The organism is Arcobacter sp. CECT 8983 (genome assembly GCF_004118855.1).
Taxonomy (GTDB): Bacteria; Campylobacterota; Campylobacteria; order Campylobacterales; family Arcobacteraceae; genus Halarcobacter.
Genome location: NZ_PDKF01000002.1, coordinates 107,392 through 132,906, shown reverse-complemented (window position 1 = coordinate 132,906; position 25,515 = coordinate 107,392). Strand labels below are relative to the sequence as shown.

The 25,515-nt window shown below is 30.9% G+C and carries 26 protein-coding genes; 19 read left to right on the top strand and 7 right to left on the bottom strand.

The genetic code is table 11. The annotated features are described in order from the left end of the window. Positions 1-4: 4 nt before the first annotated feature. From urtC to CRV01_RS00710, 4 genes are read left to right on the top strand one after another with little or no spacing between them, the layout of a single operon-like run. Positions 5-1,135, top strand: a complete 1,131-nt coding sequence (gene urtC / locus CRV01_RS00725) for an urea ABC transporter permease subunit UrtC (RefSeq protein WP_129006080.1) — start codon at positions 5-7, stop codon at positions 1,133-1,135. Then, the gene (gene urtD / locus CRV01_RS00720) at positions 1,122-1,910 is read left to right on the top strand and encodes an urea ABC transporter ATP-binding protein UrtD (protein ID WP_129006078.1); all 789 of its coding nucleotides are present in this window, start codon (positions 1,122-1,124) and stop codon (positions 1,908-1,910) included. Before urtC ends, urtD begins: the two co-directional genes overlap by 14 nt. Position 1,911: 1 nt before the next feature. After that, a complete protein-coding gene (urtE, locus tag CRV01_RS00715; RefSeq protein WP_129006076.1) occupies positions 1,912-2,607 on the top strand; it encodes an urea ABC transporter ATP-binding subunit UrtE in 696 nt (231 codons plus the stop codon). Beyond that, on the top strand, positions 2,608-3,357 hold the full coding sequence (locus tag CRV01_RS00710) for an urease accessory protein UreD (RefSeq protein WP_129006074.1): 750 nt from the start codon (positions 2,608-2,610) through the stop codon (positions 3,355-3,357). It abuts the gene before it with no gap. Between the two features lie 19 nt (positions 3,358-3,376). Here CRV01_RS00710 and CRV01_RS00705 read toward each other — a convergent pair whose 3' ends face one another. Genes CRV01_RS00705 through CRV01_RS00695 form a run of 3 tightly spaced genes read right to left on the bottom strand, consistent with a single transcriptional unit; the run spans position 3,377 to position 6,055 of the window. Continuing rightward, positions 3,377-4,180: an ABC transporter ATP-binding protein gene (locus CRV01_RS00705; protein WP_129006072.1), complete on the bottom strand. Its 804-nt coding sequence runs from the start codon at positions 4,178-4,180 to the stop codon at positions 3,377-3,379. Beyond that, positions 4,177-5,079, bottom strand: coding sequence for an ABC transporter permease (locus tag CRV01_RS00700; RefSeq protein ID WP_129006070.1), 903 nt, complete (start codon positions 5,077-5,079; stop codon positions 4,177-4,179). Before CRV01_RS00700 ends, CRV01_RS00705 begins: the two co-directional genes overlap by 4 nt. A 16-nt stretch (positions 5,080-5,095) precedes the next feature. Continuing rightward, positions 5,096-6,055 carry an ABC transporter substrate-binding protein gene (locus tag CRV01_RS00695; RefSeq protein ID WP_129006068.1) on the bottom strand — a complete coding sequence of 320 codons (960 nt, stop codon included), beginning with the start codon at positions 6,053-6,055 and terminating at the stop codon, positions 5,096-5,098. 210 nt (positions 6,056-6,265) lie between these two features. Here CRV01_RS00695 and CRV01_RS00690 point away from each other — a divergent pair, with 210 nt between their 5' ends. Beyond that, on the top strand, positions 6,266-7,429 hold the full coding sequence (locus CRV01_RS00690; RefSeq protein WP_129006066.1) for an MFS transporter: 1,164 nt from the start codon (positions 6,266-6,268) through the stop codon (positions 7,427-7,429). Between the two features lie 43 nt (positions 7,430-7,472). Here the strand turns inward: CRV01_RS00690 and CRV01_RS00685 are convergent, their stop codons facing one another. The 4 genes from CRV01_RS00685 to CRV01_RS00670 are packed head-to-tail and all read right to left on the bottom strand — an operon-like array spanning position 7,473 to position 10,292. Continuing rightward, positions 7,473-8,201 carry an amino acid ABC transporter ATP-binding protein gene (locus CRV01_RS00685; protein WP_129006064.1) on the bottom strand — a complete coding sequence of 243 codons (729 nt, stop codon included), beginning with the start codon at positions 8,199-8,201 and terminating at the stop codon, positions 7,473-7,475. After that, positions 8,188-8,838 carry an amino acid ABC transporter permease gene (locus CRV01_RS00680; protein WP_129006062.1) on the bottom strand — a complete coding sequence of 217 codons (651 nt, stop codon included), beginning with the start codon at positions 8,836-8,838 and terminating at the stop codon, positions 8,188-8,190. Before CRV01_RS00680 ends, CRV01_RS00685 begins: the two co-directional genes overlap by 14 nt. Before the next feature lie 2 nt (positions 8,839-8,840). Continuing rightward, positions 8,841-9,503 (bottom strand): amino acid ABC transporter permease, encoded by a 663-nt coding sequence (locus tag CRV01_RS00675; RefSeq protein ID WP_129006060.1) that lies wholly within the window; start codon positions 9,501-9,503, stop codon positions 8,841-8,843. Between the two features lie 9 nt (positions 9,504-9,512). Further along, complete coding sequence (locus CRV01_RS00670; protein WP_129006058.1) at positions 9,513-10,292, bottom strand: transporter substrate-binding domain-containing protein; 780 nt, start codon at positions 10,290-10,292, stop codon at positions 9,513-9,515. Positions 10,293-10,534: 242 nt separating this feature from the next. Between CRV01_RS00670 and CRV01_RS00665 the strand changes: the two genes are divergently transcribed. The 14 genes from CRV01_RS00665 to ureC all read left to right on the top strand — a co-directional run bounded on the left by CRV01_RS00665 (position 10,535) and on the right by ureC (position 25,511). Further along, complete coding sequence (locus CRV01_RS00665) at positions 10,535-11,704, top strand: ABC transporter substrate-binding protein (protein ID WP_164969992.1); 1,170 nt, start codon at positions 10,535-10,537, stop codon at positions 11,702-11,704. A 53-nt stretch (positions 11,705-11,757) separates the two neighbouring features. Continuing rightward, the gene (locus CRV01_RS00660) at positions 11,758-12,630 is read left to right on the top strand and encodes a branched-chain amino acid ABC transporter permease (RefSeq protein ID WP_129006054.1); all 873 of its coding nucleotides are present in this window, start codon (positions 11,758-11,760) and stop codon (positions 12,628-12,630) included. Positions 12,631-12,633: 3 nt separating this feature from the next. Then, positions 12,634-13,599 carry a branched-chain amino acid ABC transporter permease gene (locus tag CRV01_RS00655; RefSeq protein ID WP_129006052.1) on the top strand — a complete coding sequence of 322 codons (966 nt, stop codon included), beginning with the start codon at positions 12,634-12,636 and terminating at the stop codon, positions 13,597-13,599. Further along, positions 13,596-14,378 carry an ABC transporter ATP-binding protein gene (locus tag CRV01_RS00650; RefSeq protein WP_129006050.1) on the top strand — a complete coding sequence of 261 codons (783 nt, stop codon included), beginning with the start codon at positions 13,596-13,598 and terminating at the stop codon, positions 14,376-14,378. The genes CRV01_RS00655 and CRV01_RS00650 overlap by 4 nt, the downstream gene beginning before the upstream one ends. A 1-nt stretch (position 14,379) precedes the next feature. Then, complete coding sequence (locus CRV01_RS00645; protein WP_129006048.1) at positions 14,380-15,099, top strand: ABC transporter ATP-binding protein; 720 nt, start codon at positions 14,380-14,382, stop codon at positions 15,097-15,099. After that, positions 15,099-15,797, top strand: coding sequence for an aspartate/glutamate racemase family protein (locus CRV01_RS00640; protein WP_129006046.1), 699 nt, complete (start codon positions 15,099-15,101; stop codon positions 15,795-15,797). The genes CRV01_RS00645 and CRV01_RS00640 overlap by 1 nt, the downstream gene beginning before the upstream one ends. A 129-nt stretch (positions 15,798-15,926) precedes the next feature. After that, the gene (locus CRV01_RS00635) at positions 15,927-16,610 is read left to right on the top strand and encodes a GntR family transcriptional regulator (protein WP_129006044.1); all 684 of its coding nucleotides are present in this window, start codon (positions 15,927-15,929) and stop codon (positions 16,608-16,610) included. Between the two features lie 162 nt (positions 16,611-16,772). Beyond that, on the top strand, positions 16,773-17,693 hold the full coding sequence (gene puuE / locus CRV01_RS00630; RefSeq protein WP_258238273.1) for an allantoinase PuuE: 921 nt from the start codon (positions 16,773-16,775) through the stop codon (positions 17,691-17,693). After that, a complete protein-coding gene (alc, locus tag CRV01_RS00625; RefSeq protein ID WP_129006040.1) occupies positions 17,690-18,688 on the top strand; it encodes an allantoicase in 999 nt (332 codons plus the stop codon). The genes puuE and alc overlap by 4 nt, the downstream gene beginning before the upstream one ends. A gap of 1 nt (position 18,689) precedes the next feature. Continuing rightward, complete coding sequence (locus CRV01_RS00620; RefSeq protein ID WP_129006038.1) at positions 18,690-19,208, top strand: ureidoglycolate lyase; 519 nt, start codon at positions 18,690-18,692, stop codon at positions 19,206-19,208. Between the two features lie 212 nt (positions 19,209-19,420). Next, positions 19,421-20,845 carry an NCS1 family nucleobase:cation symporter-1 gene (locus CRV01_RS00615; protein ID WP_129006036.1) on the top strand — a complete coding sequence of 475 codons (1,425 nt, stop codon included), beginning with the start codon at positions 19,421-19,423 and terminating at the stop codon, positions 20,843-20,845. Positions 20,846-20,857: 12 nt separating this feature from the next. Beyond that, complete coding sequence (locus CRV01_RS00610) at positions 20,858-23,017, top strand: malate synthase G (RefSeq protein WP_129006034.1); 2,160 nt, start codon at positions 20,858-20,860, stop codon at positions 23,015-23,017. An 85-nt stretch (positions 23,018-23,102) separates the two neighbouring features. After that, a complete protein-coding gene (locus CRV01_RS00605; RefSeq protein WP_129006032.1) occupies positions 23,103-23,786 on the top strand; it encodes an urease subunit beta in 684 nt (227 codons plus the stop codon). 18 nt (positions 23,787-23,804) lie between these two features. Then, the gene (gene ureC / locus CRV01_RS00600) at positions 23,805-25,511 is read left to right on the top strand and encodes an urease subunit alpha (RefSeq protein ID WP_129006030.1); all 1,707 of its coding nucleotides are present in this window, start codon (positions 23,805-23,807) and stop codon (positions 25,509-25,511) included. Positions 25,512-25,515: the final 4 nt, after the last annotated feature.

Sequence of the window (25,515 nt, the reverse complement as noted above, 5' to 3'; positions counted from 1 at the left end):
AATGATGAAACGAAAACCAATATTTTTACAGATTTTAGAAAATGACAAAGGTGGTAAAATAGTATTAGGAATACTTGCATTAGTAGTTATGTATGTTGCTTTTGCAAACCTTGTTTTACCACAAGATTCAGTATTTTATGTTTCTACATATACAGTTACCTTACTTGGTAAATATTTAGCTTTTGCTCTTCTTGCCCTTGCCCTTGATTTAGTATGGGGTTATATAGGAATTTTAAGTCTTGGTCATGGAGCATTTTTTGCCCTTGGTGGATATGCAATGGGGATGTACTTAATGAGGCAAATAGGGGATAGGGGAGTTTATGGAAACCCTGATTTACCAGATTTTATGGTATTTATGAACCTAAAAGAATTACCTTGGTTTTGGTATGGTTTTGATAATCCTATTTTTACACTTATTATGATTATGTTAGTTCCTGGAGTGCTTGCTTTTGTATTTGGTTACTTAGCATTTAGATCTAGAGTTACAGGAGTTTATTTATCAATTATAACCCAAGCTATGACTTATGCCCTTATGTTAGCATTTTATAGAAATGATATGGGATTTGGTGGAAATAATGGACTTACAGATTTCAAAGATATTTTAGGATTTGATTTACAAGCAGATAGTACAAGAATTGCTTTACTTATTGTATCTTTTCTTGCTCTTTTTGTAGGATATCTAATCGCAAGATTTATTATGAACTCAAGATTAGGGCGTGTTTGTATAGCAATCAGGGACGCAGAGAGTAGAACTAGATTTATAGGATATAAAGTTGAGCAATATAAACTTTTTATTTTTATTGTAAGTGCTGCTATGGCTGGTGTTGCAGGAGCTTTATATGTACCACAAGTTGGAATCATAAATCCAAATGTATTTTCACCACTTTTTTCCATTGAGTTAGTTATTTGGGTTGCCATTGGAGGACGTGGAACTTTATATGGTGCCATAGTTGGAGCCTTTATCGTAAATTATGCAAGTACATATTTTACATCTGCTCTTCCAGAAGTTTGGTTATACGCTTTAGGTGGTTTATTTGTTGTAGTAACATTATTCTTACCAAAAGGTGTAGTTGGACTTATTTCAAAAATGAACTTCAAAAAAGAAAAAGAGGAGCTTACAAATGTTACTGCTTAAGCACAATCAAGAACAAAATGTAGGAGATTTAAAAAAAGGTGACAGAATTCTTTATTTAGATGATGTTACTGTTAGCTTCGATGGATTTAAAGCTTTAAACTCTTTATCTTTATCAATTGAATATGAAGAGTTAAGATGTATCATTGGAGCAAATGGTGCAGGAAAATCAACAATGATGGATGTTATTACAGGAAAAACAAAGCCAGATAAAGGGGATGTTATTTTTGGAAAAGCAGCTAATCTTTTAGAATTAGATGAACCAAATATTGCCGAAATTGGTATTGGAAGGAAATTCCAAAAGCCTACAGTTTTTGAAGGGCATACAATTTTTGAAAACCTTGAACTTGCAATGAAAGAAGATAAAAGATTCTATAAAACATTATTTGCAAGTTTGAGTGGAGAACAAAAAGATAAAATAGAAGAGACTATGGGGTTAATAGGACTAAAAGAGCATTATCAAAATCGTGCTTCAATTCTTTCACATGGGCAAAAACAGTGGCTTGAAATAGGAATGCTTCTTATGCAAAGCCCTAAACTTCTACTTGTAGATGAACCAGTTGCAGGTATGACTCCAGGGGAAGTTGAAAAAACTGCACAAATATTAACAGAACTTTCAAAAAGTCACTCAGTTGTTGTCGTAGAACATGATATGGAGTTTATTAGAAGTATTGCAAAAAAGGTTACTGTACTTCATGAAGGTTCAGTTTTAGCAGAAGGTTCTATGAAAGAAGTTCAAAATAATGAGAAAGTAAGAAAAGTATATCTAGGAGAGTAAAATGATAAACATTAAAAATTTAAACCAATTTTATGGACAAAGTCACACTCTTTGGGATTTAAACTTAGAGATTGAAAAAGCAAAATGTACTTGTCTTATGGGAAGAAATGGAGTTGGTAAAACAACTTTAGCAAAAGCTATTATGGGATTAATTCCAATAAAAAATGGTCAAATAGTTTTTGAAGACAAAGACATAAGTAAACTTGGTAGTGAAAAAAGAGCAGGACTTGGAATAGGTTATGTTCCACAAGGAAGGGAAATATTTCCTCAACTAACAGTTAAAGAAAATCTAGAAATAGGGCTTTTAGGTAATAGAAATGGCTTAAAGCAAGTTCCTGATAAAATATATGAATTATTTCCAGTTTTGAAAGATATGCTAAAAAGAAAAGGTGGAGACCTTTCTGGTGGTCAACAACAACAATTAGCAATTGGGCGAGCTTTATGTTTAGAACCTAAACTTCTAATCCTTGATGAGCCAAGTGAAGGTATTCAACCAAATATCGTACAACAAATTGGAGGAGTAATAGACTATCTTACAAAAGAGGAGAAGATAACTGTTATATTAGTTGAACAAAAGTTACCATTTGCAAGACGACACGGAGATGATTTCTATCTGCTTGATAGGGGAAATGTTGTTGCAAAAGGTGAGATTGATGATCTAAATGATCAAATAGTAGAACAGTACTTATCAGTATAAATGAGTATCTCAATAAATTTTAAAGATGAAGTATTTTCATTAAATAAACTACAACTTCCAACAAGATATTACTATTTTAGTGAAGAAGAAAACTATATAAAGCTTCTAAGCATTGGGGAAGGAATCTTCCCAAAGGATAGAATTAAAACAAATATTAAACTTGAAGATTCAAACTCAATTATTACAACTGAATCAGCAACAAAAGTTTATCCATCAAAAAAAGAGTATGGAATAAACTATCTAAATATCAAGTTAGAAAACTCAAATTTAGAATTTCTAAATGATGAACTAATTTTATATAAAGACTCAAAACTTTTACAACTACTTAGAATAGATGCCGATGAAAATTCTACTTTCTTTTACTCTGATATCTTAACTCAAGGGAGAAGTTATGAGCATTTTGATTTTGATTCTATGTTAGTTAGAAATAAATTTTTATGTAATAAAAAGCTTGAATATTACGAAAACTTTGAAGTATTAGGAAAAGATTTAAAAGATTATATTAAAAGGCATGAAAGTGAAAACTATATCTATTTAAAAATATATATCAAAACAAAAGACAATGAAGAGTTTTTAAAAACTTTACATAAAAAGGGATTTGATTCATTTACTTTTTCAAAATCTAAAAAAATGATTTTAGGATCTATTTCTTCAAATAAAATGATTGATATAAAAAACAGACAAAAAGAACTTTGGAATATATATAGAAAAAATATTGATAAAAAAGAGTTTAATCTAGGGAAACAGTAACATAGTTAAAAAACTATGTTTAACTGTCTAATAATAATTTATCATCATCTAATTCTTCGCCATCTTGTCTTGCAAGGGCAAATAAATTAAGTAGATCTTTCACTTCATAACCAGATCTTTCTTTACCTGTTAAATCAAAGATAATTTTACCTTCATGTAACATAATAGTCCTAGATCCATGGTCTAAAGCTTGTCTCATAGAGTGAGTTACCATCATTACTGTTAATGATTTTTCTTCAATAATTTGTGAAGTAATATCCATAATAAGTGCAGCTGTTTTTGGATCTAAAGCTGCTGTATGTTCGTCTAAAAGTAAAATACTACTTGGTTGTAAAGCAGACATTAAAAGACTAACTGATTGTCGCTGACCTCCAGATAAAAGACCCATTTGAGAAGTTAATCTATCTTCAAGTCCTAGATTAAGCCTACTTAACTGCTCTTTAAAAAGTTTTCTAAGTTTGCTATTTAATGCTAAAGATAAAGTACCTTTTTTGCCTCTACCATAAGCTAGACACATATTCTCTTCAACTGTTAAATCCCCACAAGTTCCAGCAAGCGGATCTTGAAATACTCTTGCAATATCTTTTGTTCGACCTGATGCTGGTAAGGCTGTAACATCTCTATCATTAAAAAATATCTGTCCATGTGTTGCTTCAATATCACCTGCAATAGTATTAAGTAAGGTTGATTTTCCTGCACCATTTGAGCCAATAACAGTTACAAACTCACCAGCAGGTATAGTTAAATCAACGCCTCTTAAAGCTAACTTTTCAGTTGCTAAACCATGATTAAAAGTAACATGTAAATCTTTACAAGCAATCATACTTTTTTCCTTTTTGCTTTTTTTGATTTATATTCACTTCTTAATTTTGGGAATATTAATGATAAGGTAACAAGTACAGCTGTAATTAGATTTAAATCAGATGCTTGGAAACCTAAAAAGTCTGCATTAAGTGCCATAGATACAGCAATTCTATAAAAAATAGAACCTAGAATACAACTTAATACAACAACCAACATTGATTTTGTTCCAAATAAAGATTCACCTATAATAACAGCAGCAAGTCCTACAACAATAGTTCCAATTCCCATTGTTGAATCTGCAAAACCACTTGTTTGTGCAAATAAAGCTCCTCCTAGTCCTACTAAACCATTTGATAAAGCAAGTCCTACATAAACTTTTTCTTTTACTACAATACCATTTGCTTGTGCCATTCTTTTATTAGAACCAACTGCTCTCATTGCTAAACCATATTGAGTATATAAGAACCACGCCAATAATAAACCACCAATAATTGCACAAACAGCTACAAATATAACTTTTAGATACATAGCTGGTATTCCTAAATCTTCAAAGGGAGTTAACATAGTAGGCTCCATTATTAAAGAAAGGTTTGGTTTTCCCATCACACGAAGATTTATTGTGTATAAAGCAGTCATTGTAAGAATACTTGCTAACAGATGAAGAATATTAAAACGTAAATTTAACCAAGCTGTAACAATACCAGCACAAGCAGCTGCAAGTGTACCTAATAAAGTTGCTAAATAAGGGTTTACTCCAGAGACTATTAGAGCAGCAGTTGCAGCTGCTCCTAATGTAAAACTTCCATCAACAGTTAAATCTGGAAAATCTAAAATACGGAAAGTAAGATAGACTCCCATTGCAACTAAACCATAAATGAACCCTATTTCAAGTGTTCCTAAAAAAGCATAAAGTGACAAATTAACAACTTTTTAATTATTTAATAGTTTTAGTAGCTTTTTCAAGTACTGATTCTGGAACTTTAACACCCATTTTTTTAGCCATTTTTAAATTAATATATAGGTCTGTTCCTTTTGCCATTTTTACATCAATATTTCCTGGTTTTTCACCCTTTAAAATTCTTACAACAATATCACCAGTTTGTTTGCCCATATCGAAGTAGTTATAACCAACAGCTGCAACTGCTCCTCTTTCAACTGTACTTGTATCACTAGCAAAAACTGGAACTTGAGCATCAATACCAACTTTTACAACAGATTCAACAGCTGAGATAATAGTATTATCAGTTGAACAATAAATAGCATCTACTTTACCAACTAATTGTTTAGCTGCAATCATTACATCAGAAGATTTTGGAGCTGCTGCTTCAACAATTTCAATTCCCATTTTAGAAGCTTCTTTTTTCATCGAAGCTAACATTGATACAGAGTTAGCTTCACCTGGATTGTATGGAATTCCTACAGCTTTCAGATTAGGGATAAACTCTTTTATTAACTCTAAATGCTCTTTAAGATTTGCCATATCAGACAGACCTGTAACATTTCCACTTGGTTTTTCTAAATGTGGAACAAGTTTTGCAGCTAAAGGATCTGTTACAGCTGAAAATACAACTGGAATTGATTTAGTAGCAGTAACTGCTGCTTGAGCTGATGGTGTTGCAATAGCAACAATGATATCAGGCTCTTCACCTACCATTTTTCTTGCAATTTGTGAAGCAATATCTGGTTTTCCTTGAGCACTTTCATAAGTAAACTTAAGTTTATCACCACTATAACCATTGTCAATTAATGCTTGTTTAACTCCATCTCTTACAGCATCTAATGCTGGATGTTCTACAATTGCAGTTGTTGCAACATATACAGGTTTAGCTTGTAAAGCAGAAGATACTAAAAGTGTTGACATAAGAGCACTTTTAAGAATTGAACTTAATTTCATAATGAATTCCTTAGAATGATTTCTTGTTTATTTTAAACTTAAAAAAATTTTTTAAATATTGTATATCTTTACAACTAAATGGTTACTTAGATGAAAAAATAAAGCTGTATGTAATCTATACAAATCGATTATAAAAATGCAAGTTAATTTTTATTTAATGCTTACTGACTAAAATACGCTCTTGTAAACTTTAAAAAGTAAGGAACTTGAATGCAAAGTTCATCACTTAAAATCTCATTTACAGTTTTTTTTGTAGTATCCATAATATTTTCAACAATCTATACTCCACAGGCAATTTTACCTGTAATAAAACAAGAATTTAATATTAGTATTTTACAAACAAACCTTTTACTATCTGGCATGCTCTTTGTCTTAATGATAGCCACTCCTTTTTATATTCCAATAATCAATCGTTTTGAAAAGAAAAATATTATGGTTGTTTGTACTTTTTTTCTTTTTATCTCTGTTTTAATTTCCGCATTAGCTACAAATTTTTATGCTTTACTTTTTAGCAGATTTTTACAAGGAGTATTCTTACCAGGAATTACGGCAATTATACTTTCATATATTCAAGAGATTTATTCTGAAAAGCATAGGTCTATGGGAATAGGAATATATATGGCAGGAACAAGTTTTGGAGCTGTAATAGGAAGATTATTAGTTGGTTGGCTAACATTTCTTTATTCATGGCAAAAAGCGTTTCTTGTTTTTGCTATTTTATTAGCTATTGCTTTTATTGTTATAATATTTACTTTCCCTAAAACACAGAAAATCCATCACGAAAAAAAAGGAATTACTACAAAAGAGTTATTAAAATATATTTCAAATATAAAAATATTAACAGCTCTTTTAGTTCCAACTGTAGTATTCTTTTCTTTTATGGCTATTTCTACTTTTGTAACATATCATTTAGCTCAAGAACCCTTTAATCTAAATAGCCATCAAGTAGGAAATATATTTTTAGTATTAATATTAGGTATATTTGTAAGCCCCTTAGCAGGAAGGATTTCAGGTATTTTTGGTCACTTAAAGATTATATATGTAGGAATTTTTCTTTTAATTTTAGGAATACTTTTTACATTAACAAATTCAGTTACTAGTGTTATTATAGGAATTGCTTTTGTTACTATGGGTATGTTTAGTGCACAATCTGCAAGCCCTAGTTATATTTTTGAACTAATTCCAAATGAAAAAGAAAAAATAGCCATTGTTCATCAAACCTTTTTCTATCTAGGTGGATGTTTAGGAACTTTTTTACCCTCAATCTTATGGGAATATTATAAATATGATGGAGTTACATATTTCTGCATTTTTCTACTTTTACTTTTAATTACTCTTTTAAGTTTTCAAAGATTACATAATAAAGCAAAGTAAAAATTAGGTTTACTTCCCTATAAAACAGTCAGAATTGACTATTTTATAGTACAGATGAAAGAAAACCTTGTAACTCTTTTGTTTGTGGATTTGCAAAGACCTCTTCACTTTTCCCAGTTTCCCAAATTAAGCCATCATGCATAAAGATAACTCTATCTCCTATATCCCTTGCAAAGTTCATTTCATGTGTAACTAAAATTAATGTTATTCCTTCACTTGCAAGTTCTTCAAGTACCTTTAAAACTTCACCAACTAATTCTGGATCAAGAGCTGATGTTATCTCGTCACATAATAATACTTTTGGAGACATAGCTAAAGACCTTGCTATTGCAACCCTTTGTTTTTGTCCACCTGATAAACTTTCTGGATACTGGTCAAAGAATTGCTCCATACCAACTTTTTTTAGGCATTTCATAGCTAATTCTTTTGCCTCTTTTTTATTCATACCAAGAATTAACAAAGGAGATAACATTACATTTTCTCCAGTTGTTTTATGTGGATATAAATTAAAACTTTGAAATATCATACCGCACACTTTACTTATTTTTTGAAGTTGTAAATCATCAGTTGTAACTTCTAGATTACCAACGACAATATTTCCTTCTTGGTGTTCTTCTAAACCATTGATACATCTAAGAAGTGTACTCTTTCCTGAGCCTGATCTTCCTATTATAGAAAGAACCTCTCCTGCTTTAACTTCTAAATCAATCCCTTTTAGAATATGTTTTTCCCCATAATATTTATGCACACCTTCTAAACTAACTAGCGACATTTAATTTCCTTTCTAAATATTTACTATATTTTGTAAGTGGAAAACAAATTACAAAATACAAAATAGCAACCATTGTAAACACTTTAAATGGTTCAAATGTTGCATTGTTTAACATTGTTCCAGCTTTTGTTAGTTCAACGAACCCAATAATTGAAGCTAATGCTGTTCCTTTTACAACTTGGACTGAAAAACCTACAGTTGGTGCTGTTGCTAATCTAACTGATTGGGGAATTATTACATGAAACATTGCTTGATAATAATTTAATCCCATTGTTTTACAAGCTTCCCATTGTCCTTTGTCAACTGAATCAAGACAACCTCTCCATATTTCACAAAGAAAAGCACTAGTAAATAGCGTTAAAGCTAAACTTGCTGCTGCCCATGCTCCTATATCTATCCCTATTAAAGATAAACCAAAAAAAGCAAGAAAAAGTTGCATTAGAAGAGGTGTTCCTTGGAAAACCTCCACATAAATATTTATTAAAGCTGTCAATACTTTATTATTAGTCATTCTAAATACTAAAAGTATTCCAGCTACTATTCCTCCACCAATAAAAGCTATCAATGATAACAATACTGTCCATCTTGCAGCTAATAACAAGTTTTGAAATATATCTAATGTAGTAAACTGTTCCATTTTTAACCTTTATTAAATAATCTATTACTAGTTTTTGTTAATATAAATCTTAAAATCACTGCTAAAGCTAAATAGACAATAGTGATTATAAAATAAGACTCAAAACTCAAAAAAGTTCTTGATTGAATAAAATTTGCAGTAAAAGTAAGTTCTTCAACTGAAATCTGTGATAATACAGAAGAACCTAACATAACAATAATACATTGACTAATCAGTGCAGGTGAAACTTTTTTAAAAGCTTGTGGTAATACAATATGGAAAAAGATTTGTGACCATCTTAACCCTAAAGTTTTCCCAGCTTCCCATTGCCCTTTTGAAGTTGATTCAACTCCAGCTCTAATTATCTCAGTAGAGTATGCTCCAAGGTTAACTATCATTGCAATCATACCTGCTTCTAATGCAGTAAGTTTTACTCCTAAAGCAGGTAAACCAAAAAAGATAAAAAATAGTTGCACGATAAAAGGTGTATTTCTAATAACTTCTACAAAAGCTCCAATAAGGTTTTGTAAAAATTTATTTCTACCTACTCTACATGCAGTTCCCAGAACTCCTGCAGCTACTCCTAAAATAGTTGTCGCTGCAGTGATTTCTATAGTTAATAAAATACCATTTAAGATATCTTTATAGTATGGTAAAATACCTACAAAATCAAACTCATAATCCATTTTAAATTCTTATAAGTCTTTTGGTAAATCTATCTTTAACCATTTTTGTGAAGTTTTATTTAACTTGCCATTTGATTTTAATTCACCAATTAAATCATTTAAAAATTTCTTTAATTCTGGTTGTTTTTTCTTTAATCCAACATAACAAGGAGAATTCTTGATTGAAAATTTTGTTTCAGGTGCAACATCTGGATACTTATTAGCTATTTCGCTGATAATTAAATTTCCAGTTGCAATTAACTTTACTTGACCTGATACATATGCTGAAATTGTTGTATTATTATCTTCAAACCTTTTAATTGTTACATCAGAACCAACTAATTTACTTAATTCTAAATCTTCAACTGAACCTCTTGTTACACCAATTGTTTTTCCACTTAAATCTTTTGCTGAAGCTACATTTACATCTTTAGAACCAAATACACCTAAGAAGAAAGGAGCATAAGCATTTGAAAAATCAATCACTTTTTCTCTTTGTGGATTTTTACCTAAACTTGAAATAATTAAATCAGCCTTTCCTGTTTTTAAATAAGGAATTCTATTTGCACTTGTAACTGGAATAAGTTTTAAATCTACATTTAATTTATCCGCAATATATTTTGCCATATCAATATCATAACCTTGAACACTCATATCTTTAGATGCCGAACCAAATGGAGGAAAATCTTGTGGTACTGCAATTTTTACAACACCTGAAGATTTAATATCTTCTAATTGATTAGCACATAAAAGTGTTGTTCCTAATAATAGTACAGACGCTACAACTTTAGTAATCTTTATTTTTAACATTTTTATTTCCTTTAATTATTGTATACAATTATTGTGTACACTTTCTTAGATGATATTTTATTATGGATACATAGTCAACATAGTAATTGTATATTTAATATTCAGAATTAGATGTTAGATAATATTTTTTAATTGTTTATTTTGTAGACAATTATTGTCTACAATAATTGTAGACAGTCTGATAAGATGATTTCATAGTTTATCAATGATAAATTTTTTAAACAAAAAAAGGAGATAAAATTATGAAAAGATTTCTGAAAATAGGTTTAGCAGTAGGGATGCTAAGTTCTACTCTTTTAGCTCAAGAAAGTATAAAAATTGGTTTTGTAGGTACACTTTCAGGAGCAAATGCTGCATGGGGGACTTCAAATGTAAGATCAATGGAAACATCTGCAGAAATATACAACAACCAAGGGGGAGTTGAGATTGGTGGTAAAAAATACAAAGTAGAAATTGTACCTTTTGATGATGCATACGATCCAAAAATTGCTGTTGCAGGTATGGAAAAAATGGCTCAAGAGGGTATTAAATATGTTGTTGGTCCAAATGATGATGCACAAGCAATTGCAGTAAAACCAATTGCAGAAAGAAACAAAATTGTTTATTTCCCATATGCATTTGACAAAAGTTTATATGTAAAACCAGCAAACTATGCTGTATTTGGAATGATTGCTTCATACCAATGGGAACCATCAGTTTATAAATGGTTAAAAGATAATAAAGATGTAAAAACTGTTGCTTTTATTGCAGCAAATGCAGCTGACCCACTTAACCAAAGAGACAACGGGATCAAAATTGCTAAAGATTTAGGATTAAAAGTTGTAGAAAGTAAAGCAACATATAAAGCTGATACAAGAGATTTCTTTTCAGTAATTACTCCAATTATTAAGAAAAAACCTGACCTTTTAGTTCTATCAGGGGTATCGCCTGCAACTGCACCACTTATTATCAAAACTGCTAGACAGTTAGGATTTAAAGGTTATATGGCTGCTGGTACTGCACTTGATGCAAGTATTTTAAAAGAGGGTGCTGGTGATGCAGCAAATGGATTTATTTGTCAAGGTGGAGCTGATGCTTCTATTCAATCAGAAAAAATGGAACAATGGGTTGAGCATTATACAAACAAATATGGTGAGTACAATGATGAGTCAAACACTAAAGTATTTGCTTTAGAATATATTTTAGCTGTAATGAAATCAAATCCAAAAGCTATCAATGATGCAGATGAATTTTTGAAAACTGTAGATTCAGGTTGGTCAGCACCAAACCTTTTCTTCAAAGATGAAAATGCAAAACTTAAATTCGTAGGAAAAACTACATTTGGTCAAAACAGACAATTAGGAGTTCCTTTAACTCCAAAAATTTACAAAAATGGAAAGTTTGAAACACTATTTGCAGGTCAAGCAGATTAATTTAAATGGGGTGTCTTTTGATACCCCTATTTTAAAAATAGGGAATTCATTTTATGGAACAAATACTACTCAATGGTTTAATTACAGGTGCACAATATGCCCTTATAGCTTTAGGTTTAACACTAATATTCTCACTAATGAGTATATTAAATTTTGCTCATGGACAAATGTATGTATTAGGTGCATTTGTAACTTATTATGTTTATGGAAAACTTGGTCTTCCTTTTATTGTAGCTATTATTGCTTCGGGATTAACACTAGCACTAATAGGTGCCATATTTGAAAAATATCTTTTTAATACCGTCTTAAAAAGATCAGTTAGAGAAGAAAGCTCAATGCTACTTGCTGCAGGTACTGCTTTTTTTCTTGACTCTTTAATACTTATTGTATTTGGAGAAAAACAAAGAAGTGTTCCTGCACTTGTTGATGGGGTATTTTTTGGTGAAGATTATGGGATAGATTTAATCATCCCTTATAATAGAATTGTTATTGGGCTAATTGCAATAGTTTTAATTGTTTCATTTATACTATTTATGCAGTATTCAAAACCAGGTCGGGCTATGAGAGCTTTAGCTCAAGATAAAACAGCTGCTCAACTAATGGGTGTAGATTTAGATAAATACAGTCTATTTGGGTTTGCACTTGGAGCAATGCTTGCTGGTGTTGCGGGAAGTTTATTAGTAACTATTACAGGGGTTAACTCTGGTATTGGTGGAGGTATCTCTATTCAAGCTTTTACAATGATTATGATTGGTGGAGCGGGAGTTATTTCTGGTGCCATTTTAGGTGGATTTATTTTGGGTCTTGTAGAAGCTTTTGGTCTTTACTATCTTCCAGGAGATGTAACTTACCTTACCATCTTTGTATGTTTAATGATATTTCTTACTCTTCGTCCACAAGGACTTATGGGTAAACCTTGGGGGTGATTTGTGGAAAATAAAAGTTTTATATTAAAAGTAATAATTGCATTAATAGTTTTATTAATTGTTATACCTAGTGTTTTAGTTTTAACACAAAGAAATGATTACCTTTATGGTATCACCTCAGTTGCTGTTCTTTCTATGATTAGTGCAGGAGTTTGGTTAACTTTTTATATGGGAAGAATCAACATAGGACAAGGAGCTTATGCTTTAATTGGAGCATATACAACTGCTGTTTTAGTTACACAACTAGGTTTGTCTTTTTGGATATCTATTTTTGTAGCTGGATTTGTAGCAGCTTTCTTTAGTATCTTAATTGGTATACCAATTTTAAGATTAAAAGGTGTGTATTTTTCAATGATTACACTGACTTTAACTGAAGTTGCAAAACTATTAGCAATTGCATTAGTTCCAATTACAAATGGTCCTAGAGGAATTACAAATATTCCATTACCAGGGGAACTTAGTATTTTTGGACTAACACTTATTCCTGATTTTTCAACTATGGAAAACAGTAAGATTGGTTTTTATTATCTTGCAGTTATTGCTATGATTATCACTTTTGCAATAATGTATAGATTAACAAAATCAAGAATGGGGATTTTATTAAGATCACTACAACAAAATGAAGAGTTAGCATCATCATTTGGGGTAAATATCTCATACTTAAGAGTTATCTCTTATGCCATTGCTTCATTTTTTGGTGGTGTGGGAGGAGCAATTTTTATAAACCTAACACAGTCAGTTTATCCTACTACTTTCCAAGTAGCAGATTCTATTAACTATATGCTTTATACTTTTCTTGGTGGCTTAGCATATGTATTTGGACCAATATTAGGTTCTTTTGTACTATATTTTTCTTGGGATTTATTATTTGTTTTTAAAGAGTATCAACTATTAATTTACTCAGGAATTATGATTATTTTAATGGTATTTTTACCAAATGGAATTTTGAGTTTAAGGTTTAAAAAATGAGAAAAAGAATTTTAGAAATAAATAACCTATCTAAAAAATTTGGCTCTTTATATGCAGTAAATGATGTGACATTTGAAGTTTATGAAGGGGAGATTTTATCTGTGATTGGTCCAAATGGAGCTGGTAAATCTACGACATTTAAACTAATCTCTTCATTTTTAAAACCAAGTTCTGGGGAAGTTATTTTTAATAGAGAAAAAATATCTGGTTTAAAACCACACATTGTAGCAAGAAAAGGAGTTGTTAGAACTTTTCAAGAAACAACTGTATTTAAAAATATGAGTGTTAGGGATAATATTATTATTGCCCATCAATTACAAGCAAAGTCAAATCTTTTAGGTTTTTTCTTTAATACAAAATTAGCAAAAGCTGATAATGAAAGATTTGGTAAATCTGCCGATGAGATTATTAGTTTCTTAGGACTTGATGATGTAAAAAATGAACTTGCTTCAAATCTTCCCCATGGTTTATTAAGAGGTTTAGGTATAGCAAATGCCCTTGCTTGTAAACCAAAAATATTACTTCTTGATGAGCCTTTTGCTGGTATGAATGATGATGAGACAAAAAGATGTATGCAGATGGTAAAACAGATTAAAAACTCAGGAATAACTGTTTTATTGGTAGAGCATGATATGCCAGCAGTTATGGAGATATCTGACAGAATTGTAGTTATAAGTTTTGGAGAAAAAATAGCAGAAGGGAAACCTGAGCAAATCCAAAAAAATCCTAAAGTAATCGAAGCTTACTTAGGTGTAGAAGATGAAGAGTTAGGGATATAAAATGGCATTATTAGAGTGTAAAGATTTAGAGATAAATTACGACCAAGTAAGAGCAGTAAAAAAAGTTAGCTTAAGTCTAGAAGAGGGTGAAACAATCACTTTAATTGGTGCAAATGGTGCAGGAAAATCTTCAATATTAAAAGCAATCACAGGGTTAAAAAAACCAAACTCTGGAGAAATTTTATTTAATGGCGAAAAACTAAATGGAATGAGCCCATCTAAAATAGTTGAAAAGGGAATTGCAATGACTCCTGAGGGAAGAAGAGTTTTCCCATATATGAGTGTAAAAGACAACCTTCTAATGGGTGCATTTACAAGAAAAGACAAAGATGGAATAAAAGAAGACTTAGAAAAAGTTTTAGAAAAGTTCCCAAGACTAAAAGAGAGATATAAACAACAAGCAAGCACAATGAGTGGTGGGGAACAACAAATGATGGTAATAGGTAGAGCACTTATGTCAAGACCAAAAATACTACTTATGGATGAACCTAGTCTTGGTATTGCTCCAAAACTTGTACAAGATATTGCAAGGTCAATTGTACAAATTAACAAAGAAGACAAAGTATCAGTTATCTTAGTTGAACAAAACTCAAGAATGGCACTTAAAGTTTCAAATAGAGCTTACGCAATGCAACTAGGAGAGGTTTTATTAAGTGGACAATCAAAAGATTTAATGCACGATGAAAGAATTATTGAATTATATTTAGGGGGAACTCACTAATGAAACTAGCAATTATAAATCCAAACTCAACCCAATCAATGACAAAAAAATGTGAAGAGGTTTCTTTAAAATTCAAAAACCCTGACACTGAGATTTGGGCTTCAAACCCAACAAACAGTCCTAAAAGTATTGAGGGACACTATGATGAAGTAAAAAGTTTGATGGGATTACTTGATGAGATAAAAAAAGCAAAAGAGTGGGGAGCTGATGCTTTCGTAGTTGCTTGTTTTGATGACCCAGGATTAGAAGCAGCTAGAGAGCTTGTAGATGGTCCAGTTATTGGAATATGTGAAGCAGCTATGCATATGACTTCTATTGTATCTTCAAGCTTTTCTGTGGTTACAACTCTTAATAGATCAGTTCCAATTATTGAAGAGTTATCACATAAATATGGCATGGATAAATTTTGTAGAAAAGTAAGAGCGGCTGATATTCCAGTTTTATCTTTAGAAGAAGAAGGTTCAAACGCAAAAGAAAAAATTGAACAAGAGATTTTAAAGGCAGTTCAAGAAGATAATTGTGAAGCTATTATTTTAGGTTGTGCAGGAATGGCTGATTTAACTATTGAATTATCTAAAAAGTGTAAAATTCCAGTAGTAGATGGAGTATTATGTGCAATAAAAATGGCAGAATCAATGGTTGGAGCAAAACTAATGACAAGTAAAATAAATGCCTATGCTTATCCAATTGAAAAGTGATAAAAATTTTAGTGTTAATTTATAGTTACTGTTTGAACTATTATATTATTAGCTTGTTTACAGAAACTAGAATGTAAATTATAATATAATAAACTAGCACAAAAGGGAAAAAAGTGGGAGAAACTTTTAATGAATAAAAAAGATTTATTTACTTTAGAAGATAATATTGTTAATTTTATATTTGATGCAATTTTTACAAAAAATCTTCAACCAGGTACTAAATTATCAGAAAGTGTTTTAGCAAAAGAGTTAAACACAAGTAGAGATGTTGTAAGAAAAGCCTTTAGTAAACTACAAACTATGGGTATTTTAAGTTATAAAAGAAATCAAGGCTTTAATGTAGTTTGGATTAGTGAAGAAAATGCAAAAGATATTTTTGAAACAAGAAAAATAATTGAATCAGGTATTGTTGAAATTGTTACAAAAAGACATTTAAAAGAAAATTTAGACCTATCAGCACTTTTAGAAAATATTGATACAGAAGAGTATCTAAAGCTATCTCACAGAAATGGGGAATATGTTAAATCATCTTGTGATTTCCATTTAAATTTAGCTGCATTAAGTCAAAACGAGTTTTTAATTAATGCACTTAAACCTTTAATCCCTTTAAGTATCCTTGCTGCATTGATTTATGAAGATGAAAATACAGAGTTCTCTTCATATGACGAACATAGAGTTTTAATTGAGACAATTAAAAGTAATAATATTACTAATGCAAAAAATGTTATGTTAGAACATTTAGACCATTGTTTTGATGTTTTAGATTTTGATTTAGATACAATTAATAAAAAGAATAAATTTCTTTTTTGCTAACTAATTATTTGTATCACTTAATTTATCTTACCTTACTTACCTAACTTTAAACGAATGTATAAAAAATAAACAAAAATTGTAGACAATCATTGTAGACAATCTGATAGAATAATCTCATAAATAAATTTTAAAAGTAGTTTTTACTTTTTTATGAGAGATAAAATGATTAATAACAATTACCCAAGAGATCTAATTGGTTACTCAAATGAACCAATAAATCCAAAATGGCCCAATGGGGCTAAAATTGCACTTCAATTTGTATTAAACTACGAAGAGGGAGCTGAAAACTGCATCCTACATGGGGATGAAGCTAGTGAAGTTTTCCTTTCAGAGATGAATAATCCCCAAGCTTTTTATAATCAAAGACACAAATCTATGGAATCCCTATATGAATATGGTTCAAGAGTTGGGGTTTGGAGAATCTTAGAACTTTTCAAAGATTTTGATATCCCTGTAACTATCTTTGCTGTTGCAATGGCATTGCAAAGAAATCCTAAACTTGCTGAATACTTAGCACTTAACAATTACGACATATGTTCACATGGTTATAGATGGATTAACTACCAAACAATTGAAGAATCTATTGAAAGAGATCATCTTTATAAAAGTATTGAAATATTAGAGAAGATGATTGGAACAAGACCTCTTGGTTGGTACACAGGAAGAGATAGTGAGAATACAAGAAAACTTGTAGTTGAAGAGGGTGGTTTTCTTTATGATAGTGATTCATACAATGATGATTTACCATATTTTGCACCAGAAATCACTACAAAAGAACATCTTGTAATCCCATATACTATGGATAACAATGACATGCGATTTGTTTTTGGAGGATTTTCATACAGTGATCAATTTTATAACTATTTAAAAGACAGTTTTGATGCTCTTTATTTAGAAGGTGCTAAAGCTCCTAAAATGATGAATATTGGTATGCATTGTAGAATCTTAGGAAAACCAGGAAGAATTATGGCTATGAGAAGATTCTTAGAGTATGTAAAAGGTTTTGATGATGTATGGTTTGCAACAAGAGGTGAGATAGCAAACCATTGGATAAATAATTTTAGTAATAAAGGAACAAAATGATAAATGTTGCAAGCTGTGAATTAGGAACAAAAGTAATCTACACAACAGATGAGTTTTTTGCAAGTGCAAATAGAATGCTAGCCCAAACTGAAGCAGTATTTAAAGATGAGTTTGATGACAACGGTCACTGGATGGATGGTTGGGAAACTAGAAGAAGAAGAGATGGAGGAAATGACCATTGTATTATTAAACTAGGAAATCTTTCAAAAATCAATTCATTTTTAGTTGATACTTCACATTTTAGAGGAAACTATCCTTTAGCAGTTTCAATAAAAGGTTGTTGTGTAAAAGATAAAGATGATAAAGTATTTTTAGAAGATATAGACAGTGTAGAGTGGATTGAACTTTTAGGTCAAAGTGATTTAGAAGGTCATACAAAACACGATTTTGATTCACTAGCAAAAACTGAAGTAACTCACCTAAGAGTTGATATTTATCCTGATGGGGGAATTGCAAGATTTAAAGCATTTGGTGAGATTTGTTTTGATGAAAAACTTTATGAACAAGAAAATATCAATGTAGCTTCAATGAGAAATGGAGCAAGGGCAGTTTATACAAATAATGAATTTTTTGGTCCTTTAAGAAATATCTTAAAAGATAATGAAGCAGTTAACATGGGTGATGGTTGGGAAACTAGAAGAAGAAGAGAACCAGGTTTTGATTGGGGAATCATTGAGTTAGCTAAGCCTGCTATTATCGATAATATCATAATTGATACAAACTTCTTCAAAGGAAACTTTGCAGATAAATTTTCTATTAGTGCAGCATATTTAGAAGATACAACAGATAGTTCAGTTGTAACACAAAGTATGTTTTGGGAAGAGTTAGTTGCACCACAAAAACTAGAAATGCATAACAAACACTATTTTGATAAAAGCTTTTTAAACCACCAAAAACCAATCACACATATTAGAATAAATATTTTCCCAGATGGTGGAGTTTCAAGACTTAAACTATTTGGAAAATTTGTTAAAAAAGAAGAAGTAAAGGCTTAATATGAGAGTGGAACTTAAGCCAAAACCTCTTACAAAAAAAGCTTTTAAAAAGTTTGGAGAAGTTATAGAACTTGAAAACAGAGATTCAAAAATCATAAACAATGGATATGCACAAAAGTTTTATGAACTTTGTACTATGGATGCAAATGAAAAAGGGGGAAGTTCAACATTACATATTTATATAGGTAAAAATAGAGAGTTTCCTTTACATATCAATATGTTAGAAAAACACCCATTTTTTTCTCAAACTTTTATGCCAAGAAGTACTGAGCCATTTTTATGTGTTGTTGCTTTAGGTGATGAGAAACCTGACTTTTCAACAATACAGGCTTTTGTAACAAACGGAAATCAAGGGGTTCATTACAATAGAGGGGTTTGGCATTTTCCACTAATTTGTTTAAAAAATGAAGAACAATTTATCGTAATCGATAGAACAAATATGAATCAAGAGCAAAGTAAAGTTGTTGATTGTATTGAGTATGAAATTGAAGAAAAAGAGATTTTTTTAATAAAAGAGTAGTAATGAAAGATATTAAAACTATACCACCATAAGTGACTTTTTTATTTCAATTTTAATATATCCATAAAAAAGTCGCTTTCGCCAGCGTGATTATAAATAAATATATATTAAAAAGAAGAATTATGAAAGAAAAACAGTAGTTCTACTACCTATTATAGGCTTTTACCTATTTTTTGTAGTAGAAAATAAAATTAAAAAAATAGGGAAAACTTATGATAGAAGATGTAAATAATGACTCTTTATCGCCTACGAAAAAGAGTGAAAGAAATTGGAAATGGTTTGAAGTGTCTAATATTTGGGCAAACGATATACAAAGTCTATTTGGATATACCTTAGTTGCCTCACTTTTTATAAGTTATGGAGTAACTGGTTGGACTGCATTTTTTGCACTTATTGTTGCAGGATTAGTGGTTACTTTTTTAGTAAATATTTCAGGAAAGGCTGGAGTTGATTATGGAATTCCATATCCAGTGTTAGCAAGATCAAGCATGGGTATAAATGGAGCAAAGTTATCAGCTATTATAAGAGCTATAGTTGCAGTTTTTTGGTTTGGGGTTCAAACATATTTTGCTTCAACTGCACTTCATCTTTTAATCACTGCTTTAACAGGGATTCATCCTGAAACTAAATTTTTAGGAATTGATGCCATTGGTTGGTTATCATTTTTTATAGTTTGGATACTTCAAATGGTGATATTCTCAAAAGGTATGTCTTGGGTATCAAAGTTTTTAAACTTCGCAGCTCCTTTTGTTTATGTGATTATGATTGGATTATTGATTGTTTTATGGAATAAATCTGGGGGAGATTTATTTAATGTTGCAAATAATATTTTCTCACATGAAGGTTCAACTTTAAGTAGTGAAGTAAATGGATTTTTTGCAATTTTAGGAACTATGATTGCTTATTTTGCAGCTGTTATGATTAACTTTAGTGATTTTTCAAGATATGCAAAAGATAAAAAATCTATGGTAGTAGGAAACCTTGTAGGGCTACCTTTTAATATGGTATTTTTTTCAGCTTTAGCACTTTTAATTACAGCTGGTTCAGTTGTTGTATTTGGAGAAAAATTAACAAACCCAATGGATATAGTTGAAAAAGCAGATAGTACAGTCTTAAGTTTAATTGCAGCAATTACATTCTTTACTGCAACTGTTGGGATAAATCTTGTTGCTAACTTTATTCCAGCAGTAAATGGTATCTCAAACTTAGCTCCAACAAAGCTTTCATTTAAAAAATCTGGCGTAATTACTTCTTTATTTGCACTTATTATTGGTGGTTTTTGGGTAAGTTTTATAAGTCAAGTAGGAATTAGTCCAATAGTAAATACTCTTGGTGCAACACTTGCCCCTTTATATGGGATTTTAGTAGTTGATTACTATTTTGTAAAAAAGCAGAGCCTAGATATTGATTCTTTGTATGATGAGAGTGAAAATAGTGAATATTATTATGACAAAGGATGGAATAAAAACACAATTGTAGCCTTTGCTATTGGGGCAATCTTTTCAGTTGGTACAGTATGGATTGAAACATTAAGTTCATTAAATGGTTATGGTTGGATTATTGGAGCAATTTTAGGTGGACTAATTCATTTAGGACTATCTAAAAGTTTTCAAGAAAAAGAATTTGCGTTAAATTAAAAAAGGGAAAAAATGGAAAATAGAGTTTTAGAAGGTAATTTAACAGTAGATAAATCTCTTTATGACTTAATCAATAAAGAGATTTTACCAACAACTTTAATCTCAAAAGAGGATTTCTGGGAAAGTTTTGAATCAATTATTGATGAATTAACACCTGAAAATAAATCTTTACTAAAAAAAAGAGATTTACTTCAAACACTTATTGATTCTTGGCATATGAACAATAAATATAATGAGAATAGTTTTGAAGAGTATAAAAAATTTTTAAAAGAGATTGATTATTTAGTTGAAGAGAAAGAGGATTTTAAAGTTGAAACACAAAATGTAGATGAAGAGATAAAACTTCAAGCAGGGCCACAACTTGTGGTTCCTGTTAAAAATGCAAGATTTGCCCTAAATGCAGCAAATGCTAGATGGGGAAGTTTATATGATGCTCTTTATGGAACTGATGTTATCTCAACTAATGGCGAACTAGTTATTACAAAGGAGTACAATGAAAAAAGAGGTAAAGCAGTTGTTACTTATGCAAAAGAGCATTTAGATACAGTAGCACCTTTAAAAGATGGAAGCCATAAAGATGCAATATCTTACAAAATTGTAAATGAAAAATTAGAAGTAAAACTTTCAAACACTACAACTACTTTAGAAGATGATTCAAAACTAATAGCCTATGAAGGTGAAAAAGAGAATCCAAAAGCGTTAGTATTTAAAAACAACAATCTTCATGTAATAGTTGAGTTTGATAAAGAAAGCTTTATAGGAAAACTTGATGTTACAGGGATAAAAGACATAGTTGTAGAAGCAGCAGTTTCTACTATTATGGATTGTGAAGATTCTATTGCAGCAGTAGATGCCAAAGATAAAGTGGAAGTTTATAGAAACTGGTTTGGACTTATGAAAGGTGATTTAGAAGAAAGCTTTGAAAAGGGTGGTAAAACTCTTACTAGAAAATTAAACTCTGATAAAACATATAAAACTTTAGAAAATAAAGAGTTAACTTTACATGGAAGAAGTCTTTTGTTTATTAGGAATGTTGGTCACCTTATGACAAATCCAGCAATTTTAGACAAAGATGGAAATGAAGTTTTTGAAGGAATTATGGATTGTATGATTACAACTTTAGCTGCAATTCCTGATTTAACAGACAAAAATGAAAAGAAAAACTCTAGAACAAAATCTATTTATATAGTTAAACCAAAAATGCATGGACCCCAAGAAGTTGCCTTTGCAGTTAAACTATTTGAAAGTGTAGAAAAAGCTTTAAATCTTCCAGAAAATACAATTAAAATAGGAATTATGGATGAAGAAAGACGAACTACAGTTAATCTAAAAGAGTGTATTAGACAAGCTTCTAAAAGAGTTGTATTTATCAATACAGGTTTTCTTGATAGAACAGGTGATGAGATTCATACTTCTATGTTAGCAGGAGCCATGACACCAAAAACAAAAATGAAAAGTGAAACTTGGATAAAAGCTTATGAGACTTGGAATGTTGATATTGGTTTAGAGTGTGGATTGCAAGGTAAAGCTCAAATTGGAAAAGGGATGTGGGCTATGCCAGATGAGATGGCAAAAATGATGCTTGAAAAAATCTCTCACACAAAATCAGGTGCAAACACTGCTTGGGTACCATCTCCTACTGCTGCAACTTTACACTCAATGCATTATCATAAAGTTAATGTACTAAATATTCAAAATGAGTTAAAAGGAAAAAGAAGAGCAAGTTTAGATGAGCTTTTAACAATACCTTTACTTAAAGAAGACTTATCAAAAGAGATTATTAAAAATGAAATAGATAATAACTGCCAAAGTATTTTAGGATATGTTGTTAGATGGATTGATGCAGGAATTGGATGTTCTAAGGTTCCTGATATAAATAATGTAGCACTTATGGAAGATAGAGCAACACTTAGAATCTCCTCTCAACATCTTGCAAACTGGATAGAACATGGAGTTTGTACAAAAGAAGAGGTTTTAGAATCACTAAAACAGATGGCAAAAGTTGTTGATAAACAAAATGAAAAAGATGCAAGTTACATAAATATGGCACCAAATTATGATGGATATGCCTTTAAAGCAGCAAGAGATTTAATTTTCAAAGGGAAAGAACAACCAGCAGGTTATACCGAACCACTTTTACATAAATACAGATTAGAGTATAAAAACAATTAATACTCTGAATATAAATTATACAGTTGAAGAAATATTAATCTTCTAATTTTTGATAGAATTTTTTAAGATAAAAAGGAGATAGCTGATGTTTTTGACAAACCGTGAACAAGAAAAATTGATAATTTATACAGCTTCTAAGCTAGCTTGGGAAAGAAAAGAGAGAGGACTAAAACTTAACTTTCCTGAAGCTTCTGCAATTATCAGTTCTTTTATACTTGAAGGAGCTAGAGATGGTAAAAGTGTTGCCCAACTTATGGTTGATGCAACTAAAGTTTTAAAAGCTGATGATGTTATGCCAGGTGTTGCATCTATGATACATATGGTTCAAACAGAAGCTACTTTTGACGATGGAACAAAACTAGTAACTGTACATAATCCAATTCCTGAAACAAAAACAGATGTAACTCCAGGGGAATACTTCGTAGATGAGGGTGAGATTGAACTAAATGAAAATGCACCTGTAACTACAATAGAAGTTGAAAATGTAGGAGATAGACCTATTCAAGTTGGTTCACACTATCACTTTTTTGAAACAAATGCCTTTTTAGAATTTGAGAGAGAAAAAGCTTATGGGCAAAGATTAAATATTCCAAGTGGAACTTCTGTTAGATTTGAGCCAGGTTCTAAAAAAGAGATTGAAGTAGTTCCATATAAAGGGAAAAGATATATTGCAGGATTTAATGGGCTTGTAAATGGTTACTTAGATGAAAAAGAGACTAAAGAAAAAGCTATGAAAAACTTAGCAGATTTTATAGGGAGTAGAGTATGATGACTGAAAGGAATTACCATGTATAAAATTTCTAAAGCAAAATATGCCTCAATGTATGGACCAACTACTGGTGATAGATTTAGATTAGCTGATACCTCTTTAGTAGCAAAGATTGAAAAAGATTATACAACTTATGGTGAAGAATCAAAATTTGGTGGTGGTAAAACTATTAGAGATGGAATGAGCCAATCTCCCCTTGCTGTTGATACTGCTGATTTAATCATCACAAATGCTGTGATTATTGATTATACTGGTATTGTAAAAGGGGATATTGGTATAAAAGATGGAAAGATTTCTGCTATTGGAAAATCTGGAAATCCATACAACTGTGATAATATAACTGAGGGTTTAGAAATAGGTGCAAATACTGAGATTTTATCAGCAGAGGGTAAAATCATCACTGCTGGTGGAATTGATTCACACATTCACTTTATAAGTCCTGGTCAAATAGATGAAGCACTAGCTAGTGGTGTTACAACTATGATTGGTGGGGGAACTGGTCCAAACACAGGAACAAATGCTACAACTTGTACTCCAGGGGAATTCAATATCCATAAAATGATTGAAGCAGTTGATGACTTGCCATTAAATTTTGGTTTTATGGGTAAAGGAAATAGTTCAAATTATGAAGCTTTAAAAGTGCAAATTGAAGCTGGAGCTATGGGACTAAAACTTCATGAGGATTGGGGAACAACTCCAAATGCTATTGATACTTGTTTAAAAGTTGCAGATGATTTTGATGTTCAAGTTGCAATTCACACAGATACTTTAAATGAATCAGGTTTTGTAGATAACACTGTAAATGCATTTGATGGAAGAACTATCCATACTTTCCACTCTGAAGGAGCTGGAGGTGGTCATGCACCTGATATTATGAAAGTTGCTGGACTTGCTAATATCTTACCATCAAGTACAAACCCAACATTACCTTATACTAAAAATACAATAGAAGAACACCTTGATATGCTTATGGTTTGTCACCATTTAAGTGCTAAAATTCCAGAAGATGTAAGTTTTGCAGAATCTAGAATTAGAGGTAAAACTATTGCAGCAGAAGATGTTTTACATGATATTGGAGCAATATCAATTACAAGTAGTGATTCTCAAGCTATGGGAAGAGTTGGTGAGGTTATAACAAGAACTTGGCAAGTAGCAGACTCTATGAAAAAACAAAGAGGTGCACTTGAAGGTGATGATAATCTAAGTGATAATGAAAGAATCAAAAGATTTGTTGCTAAATATACTATAAACCCAGCTATTGCTTGTGGTATTGATGAATATGTAGGAAGTGTAGAAGTTGGTAAAATGGCAGATTTAGTTCTTTGGACTCCGGCATTTTTTGGAGTAAAACCAGAACTTATCATAAAAGGTGGATTTATAGCTTTAGCTATGATGGGAGATTCAAATGCCTCTATTCCAACCCCTGAACCAAATATGTATAGACCAATGTTTGGCAAGTTGGGTAAAGCAGCAGCTAATACAAGTGCACTATTTGTTTCTAAACTATCATTAGACAATGGTTTAGTAGAAAAGATGAATACAAATAAATCTATGCTTGCAGTTAAAAACACTAGAAATATAGGTAAAAAAGATATGAAGTTAAATGACTTTATTGGGGATATTGAAGTTGACCCTGAAACTTATGATGTAAAAGTTAATGGTGAGATTATAAAATCATCTTTCCAAGAAGAGTTACCAATGGCTAAAAAATATTTTCTATTTTAGGACT

Excerpts from the sequence above, each read along its gene's own strand:
- CRV01_RS00645 (WP_129006048.1), top strand. The coding sequence starts at position 14,380 with ATGGCATTATTAGAGTGTAAAGATTTAGAGATAAATTACGACCAAGTA.
- ureC (WP_129006030.1), top strand. The coding sequence starts at position 23,805 with ATGTATAAAATTTCTAAAGCAAAATATGCCTCAATGTATGGACCAACT.
- CRV01_RS00615 (WP_129006036.1), top strand. The coding sequence starts at position 19,421 with ATGATAGAAGATGTAAATAATGACTCTTTATCGCCTACGAAAAAGAGT.
- alc (WP_129006040.1), top strand. The coding sequence starts at position 17,690 with ATGATAAATGTTGCAAGCTGTGAATTAGGAACAAAAGTAATCTACACA.
- urtC (WP_129006080.1), top strand. The coding sequence starts at position 5 with ATGAAACGAAAACCAATATTTTTACAGATTTTAGAAAATGACAAAGGT.
- CRV01_RS00670 (WP_129006058.1), bottom strand. The coding sequence starts at position 10,292 with ATGTTAAAAATAAAGATTACTAAAGTTGTAGCGTCTGTACTATTATTA.
- CRV01_RS00640 (WP_129006046.1), top strand. The coding sequence starts at position 15,099 with ATGAAACTAGCAATTATAAATCCAAACTCAACCCAATCAATGACAAAA.
- CRV01_RS00705 (WP_129006072.1), bottom strand. The coding sequence starts at position 4,180 with ATGATTGCTTGTAAAGATTTACATGTTACTTTTAATCATGGTTTAGCA.
- CRV01_RS00675 (WP_129006060.1), bottom strand. The coding sequence starts at position 9,503 with ATGGATTATGAGTTTGATTTTGTAGGTATTTTACCATACTATAAAGAT.
- CRV01_RS00610 (WP_129006034.1), top strand. The coding sequence starts at position 20,858 with ATGGAAAATAGAGTTTTAGAAGGTAATTTAACAGTAGATAAATCTCTT.
- CRV01_RS00680 (WP_129006062.1), bottom strand. The coding sequence starts at position 8,838 with ATGGAACAGTTTACTACATTAGATATATTTCAAAACTTGTTATTAGCT.
- CRV01_RS00665 (WP_164969992.1), top strand. The coding sequence starts at position 10,535 with ATGAAAAGATTTCTGAAAATAGGTTTAGCAGTAGGGATGCTAAGTTCT.
- CRV01_RS00620 (WP_129006038.1), top strand. The coding sequence starts at position 18,690 with ATGAGAGTGGAACTTAAGCCAAAACCTCTTACAAAAAAAGCTTTTAAA.
- CRV01_RS00690 (WP_129006066.1), top strand. The coding sequence starts at position 6,266 with ATGCAAAGTTCATCACTTAAAATCTCATTTACAGTTTTTTTTGTAGTA.
- CRV01_RS00710 (WP_129006074.1), top strand. The coding sequence starts at position 2,608 with ATGAGTATCTCAATAAATTTTAAAGATGAAGTATTTTCATTAAATAAA.
- puuE (WP_258238273.1), top strand. The coding sequence starts at position 16,773 with ATGATTAATAACAATTACCCAAGAGATCTAATTGGTTACTCAAATGAA.
- CRV01_RS00660 (WP_129006054.1), top strand. The coding sequence starts at position 11,758 with ATGGAACAAATACTACTCAATGGTTTAATTACAGGTGCACAATATGCC.
- urtE (WP_129006076.1), top strand. The coding sequence starts at position 1,912 with ATGATAAACATTAAAAATTTAAACCAATTTTATGGACAAAGTCACACT.
- CRV01_RS00635 (WP_129006044.1), top strand. The coding sequence starts at position 15,927 with ATGAATAAAAAAGATTTATTTACTTTAGAAGATAATATTGTTAATTTT.
- urtD (WP_129006078.1), top strand. The coding sequence starts at position 1,122 with ATGTTACTGCTTAAGCACAATCAAGAACAAAATGTAGGAGATTTAAAA.
- CRV01_RS00650 (WP_129006050.1), top strand. The coding sequence starts at position 13,596 with ATGAGAAAAAGAATTTTAGAAATAAATAACCTATCTAAAAAATTTGGC.
- CRV01_RS00685 (WP_129006064.1), bottom strand. The coding sequence starts at position 8,201 with ATGTCGCTAGTTAGTTTAGAAGGTGTGCATAAATATTATGGGGAAAAA.
- CRV01_RS00605 (WP_129006032.1), top strand. The coding sequence starts at position 23,103 with ATGTTTTTGACAAACCGTGAACAAGAAAAATTGATAATTTATACAGCT.
- CRV01_RS00695 (WP_129006068.1), bottom strand. The coding sequence starts at position 6,055 with ATGAAATTAAGTTCAATTCTTAAAAGTGCTCTTATGTCAACACTTTTA.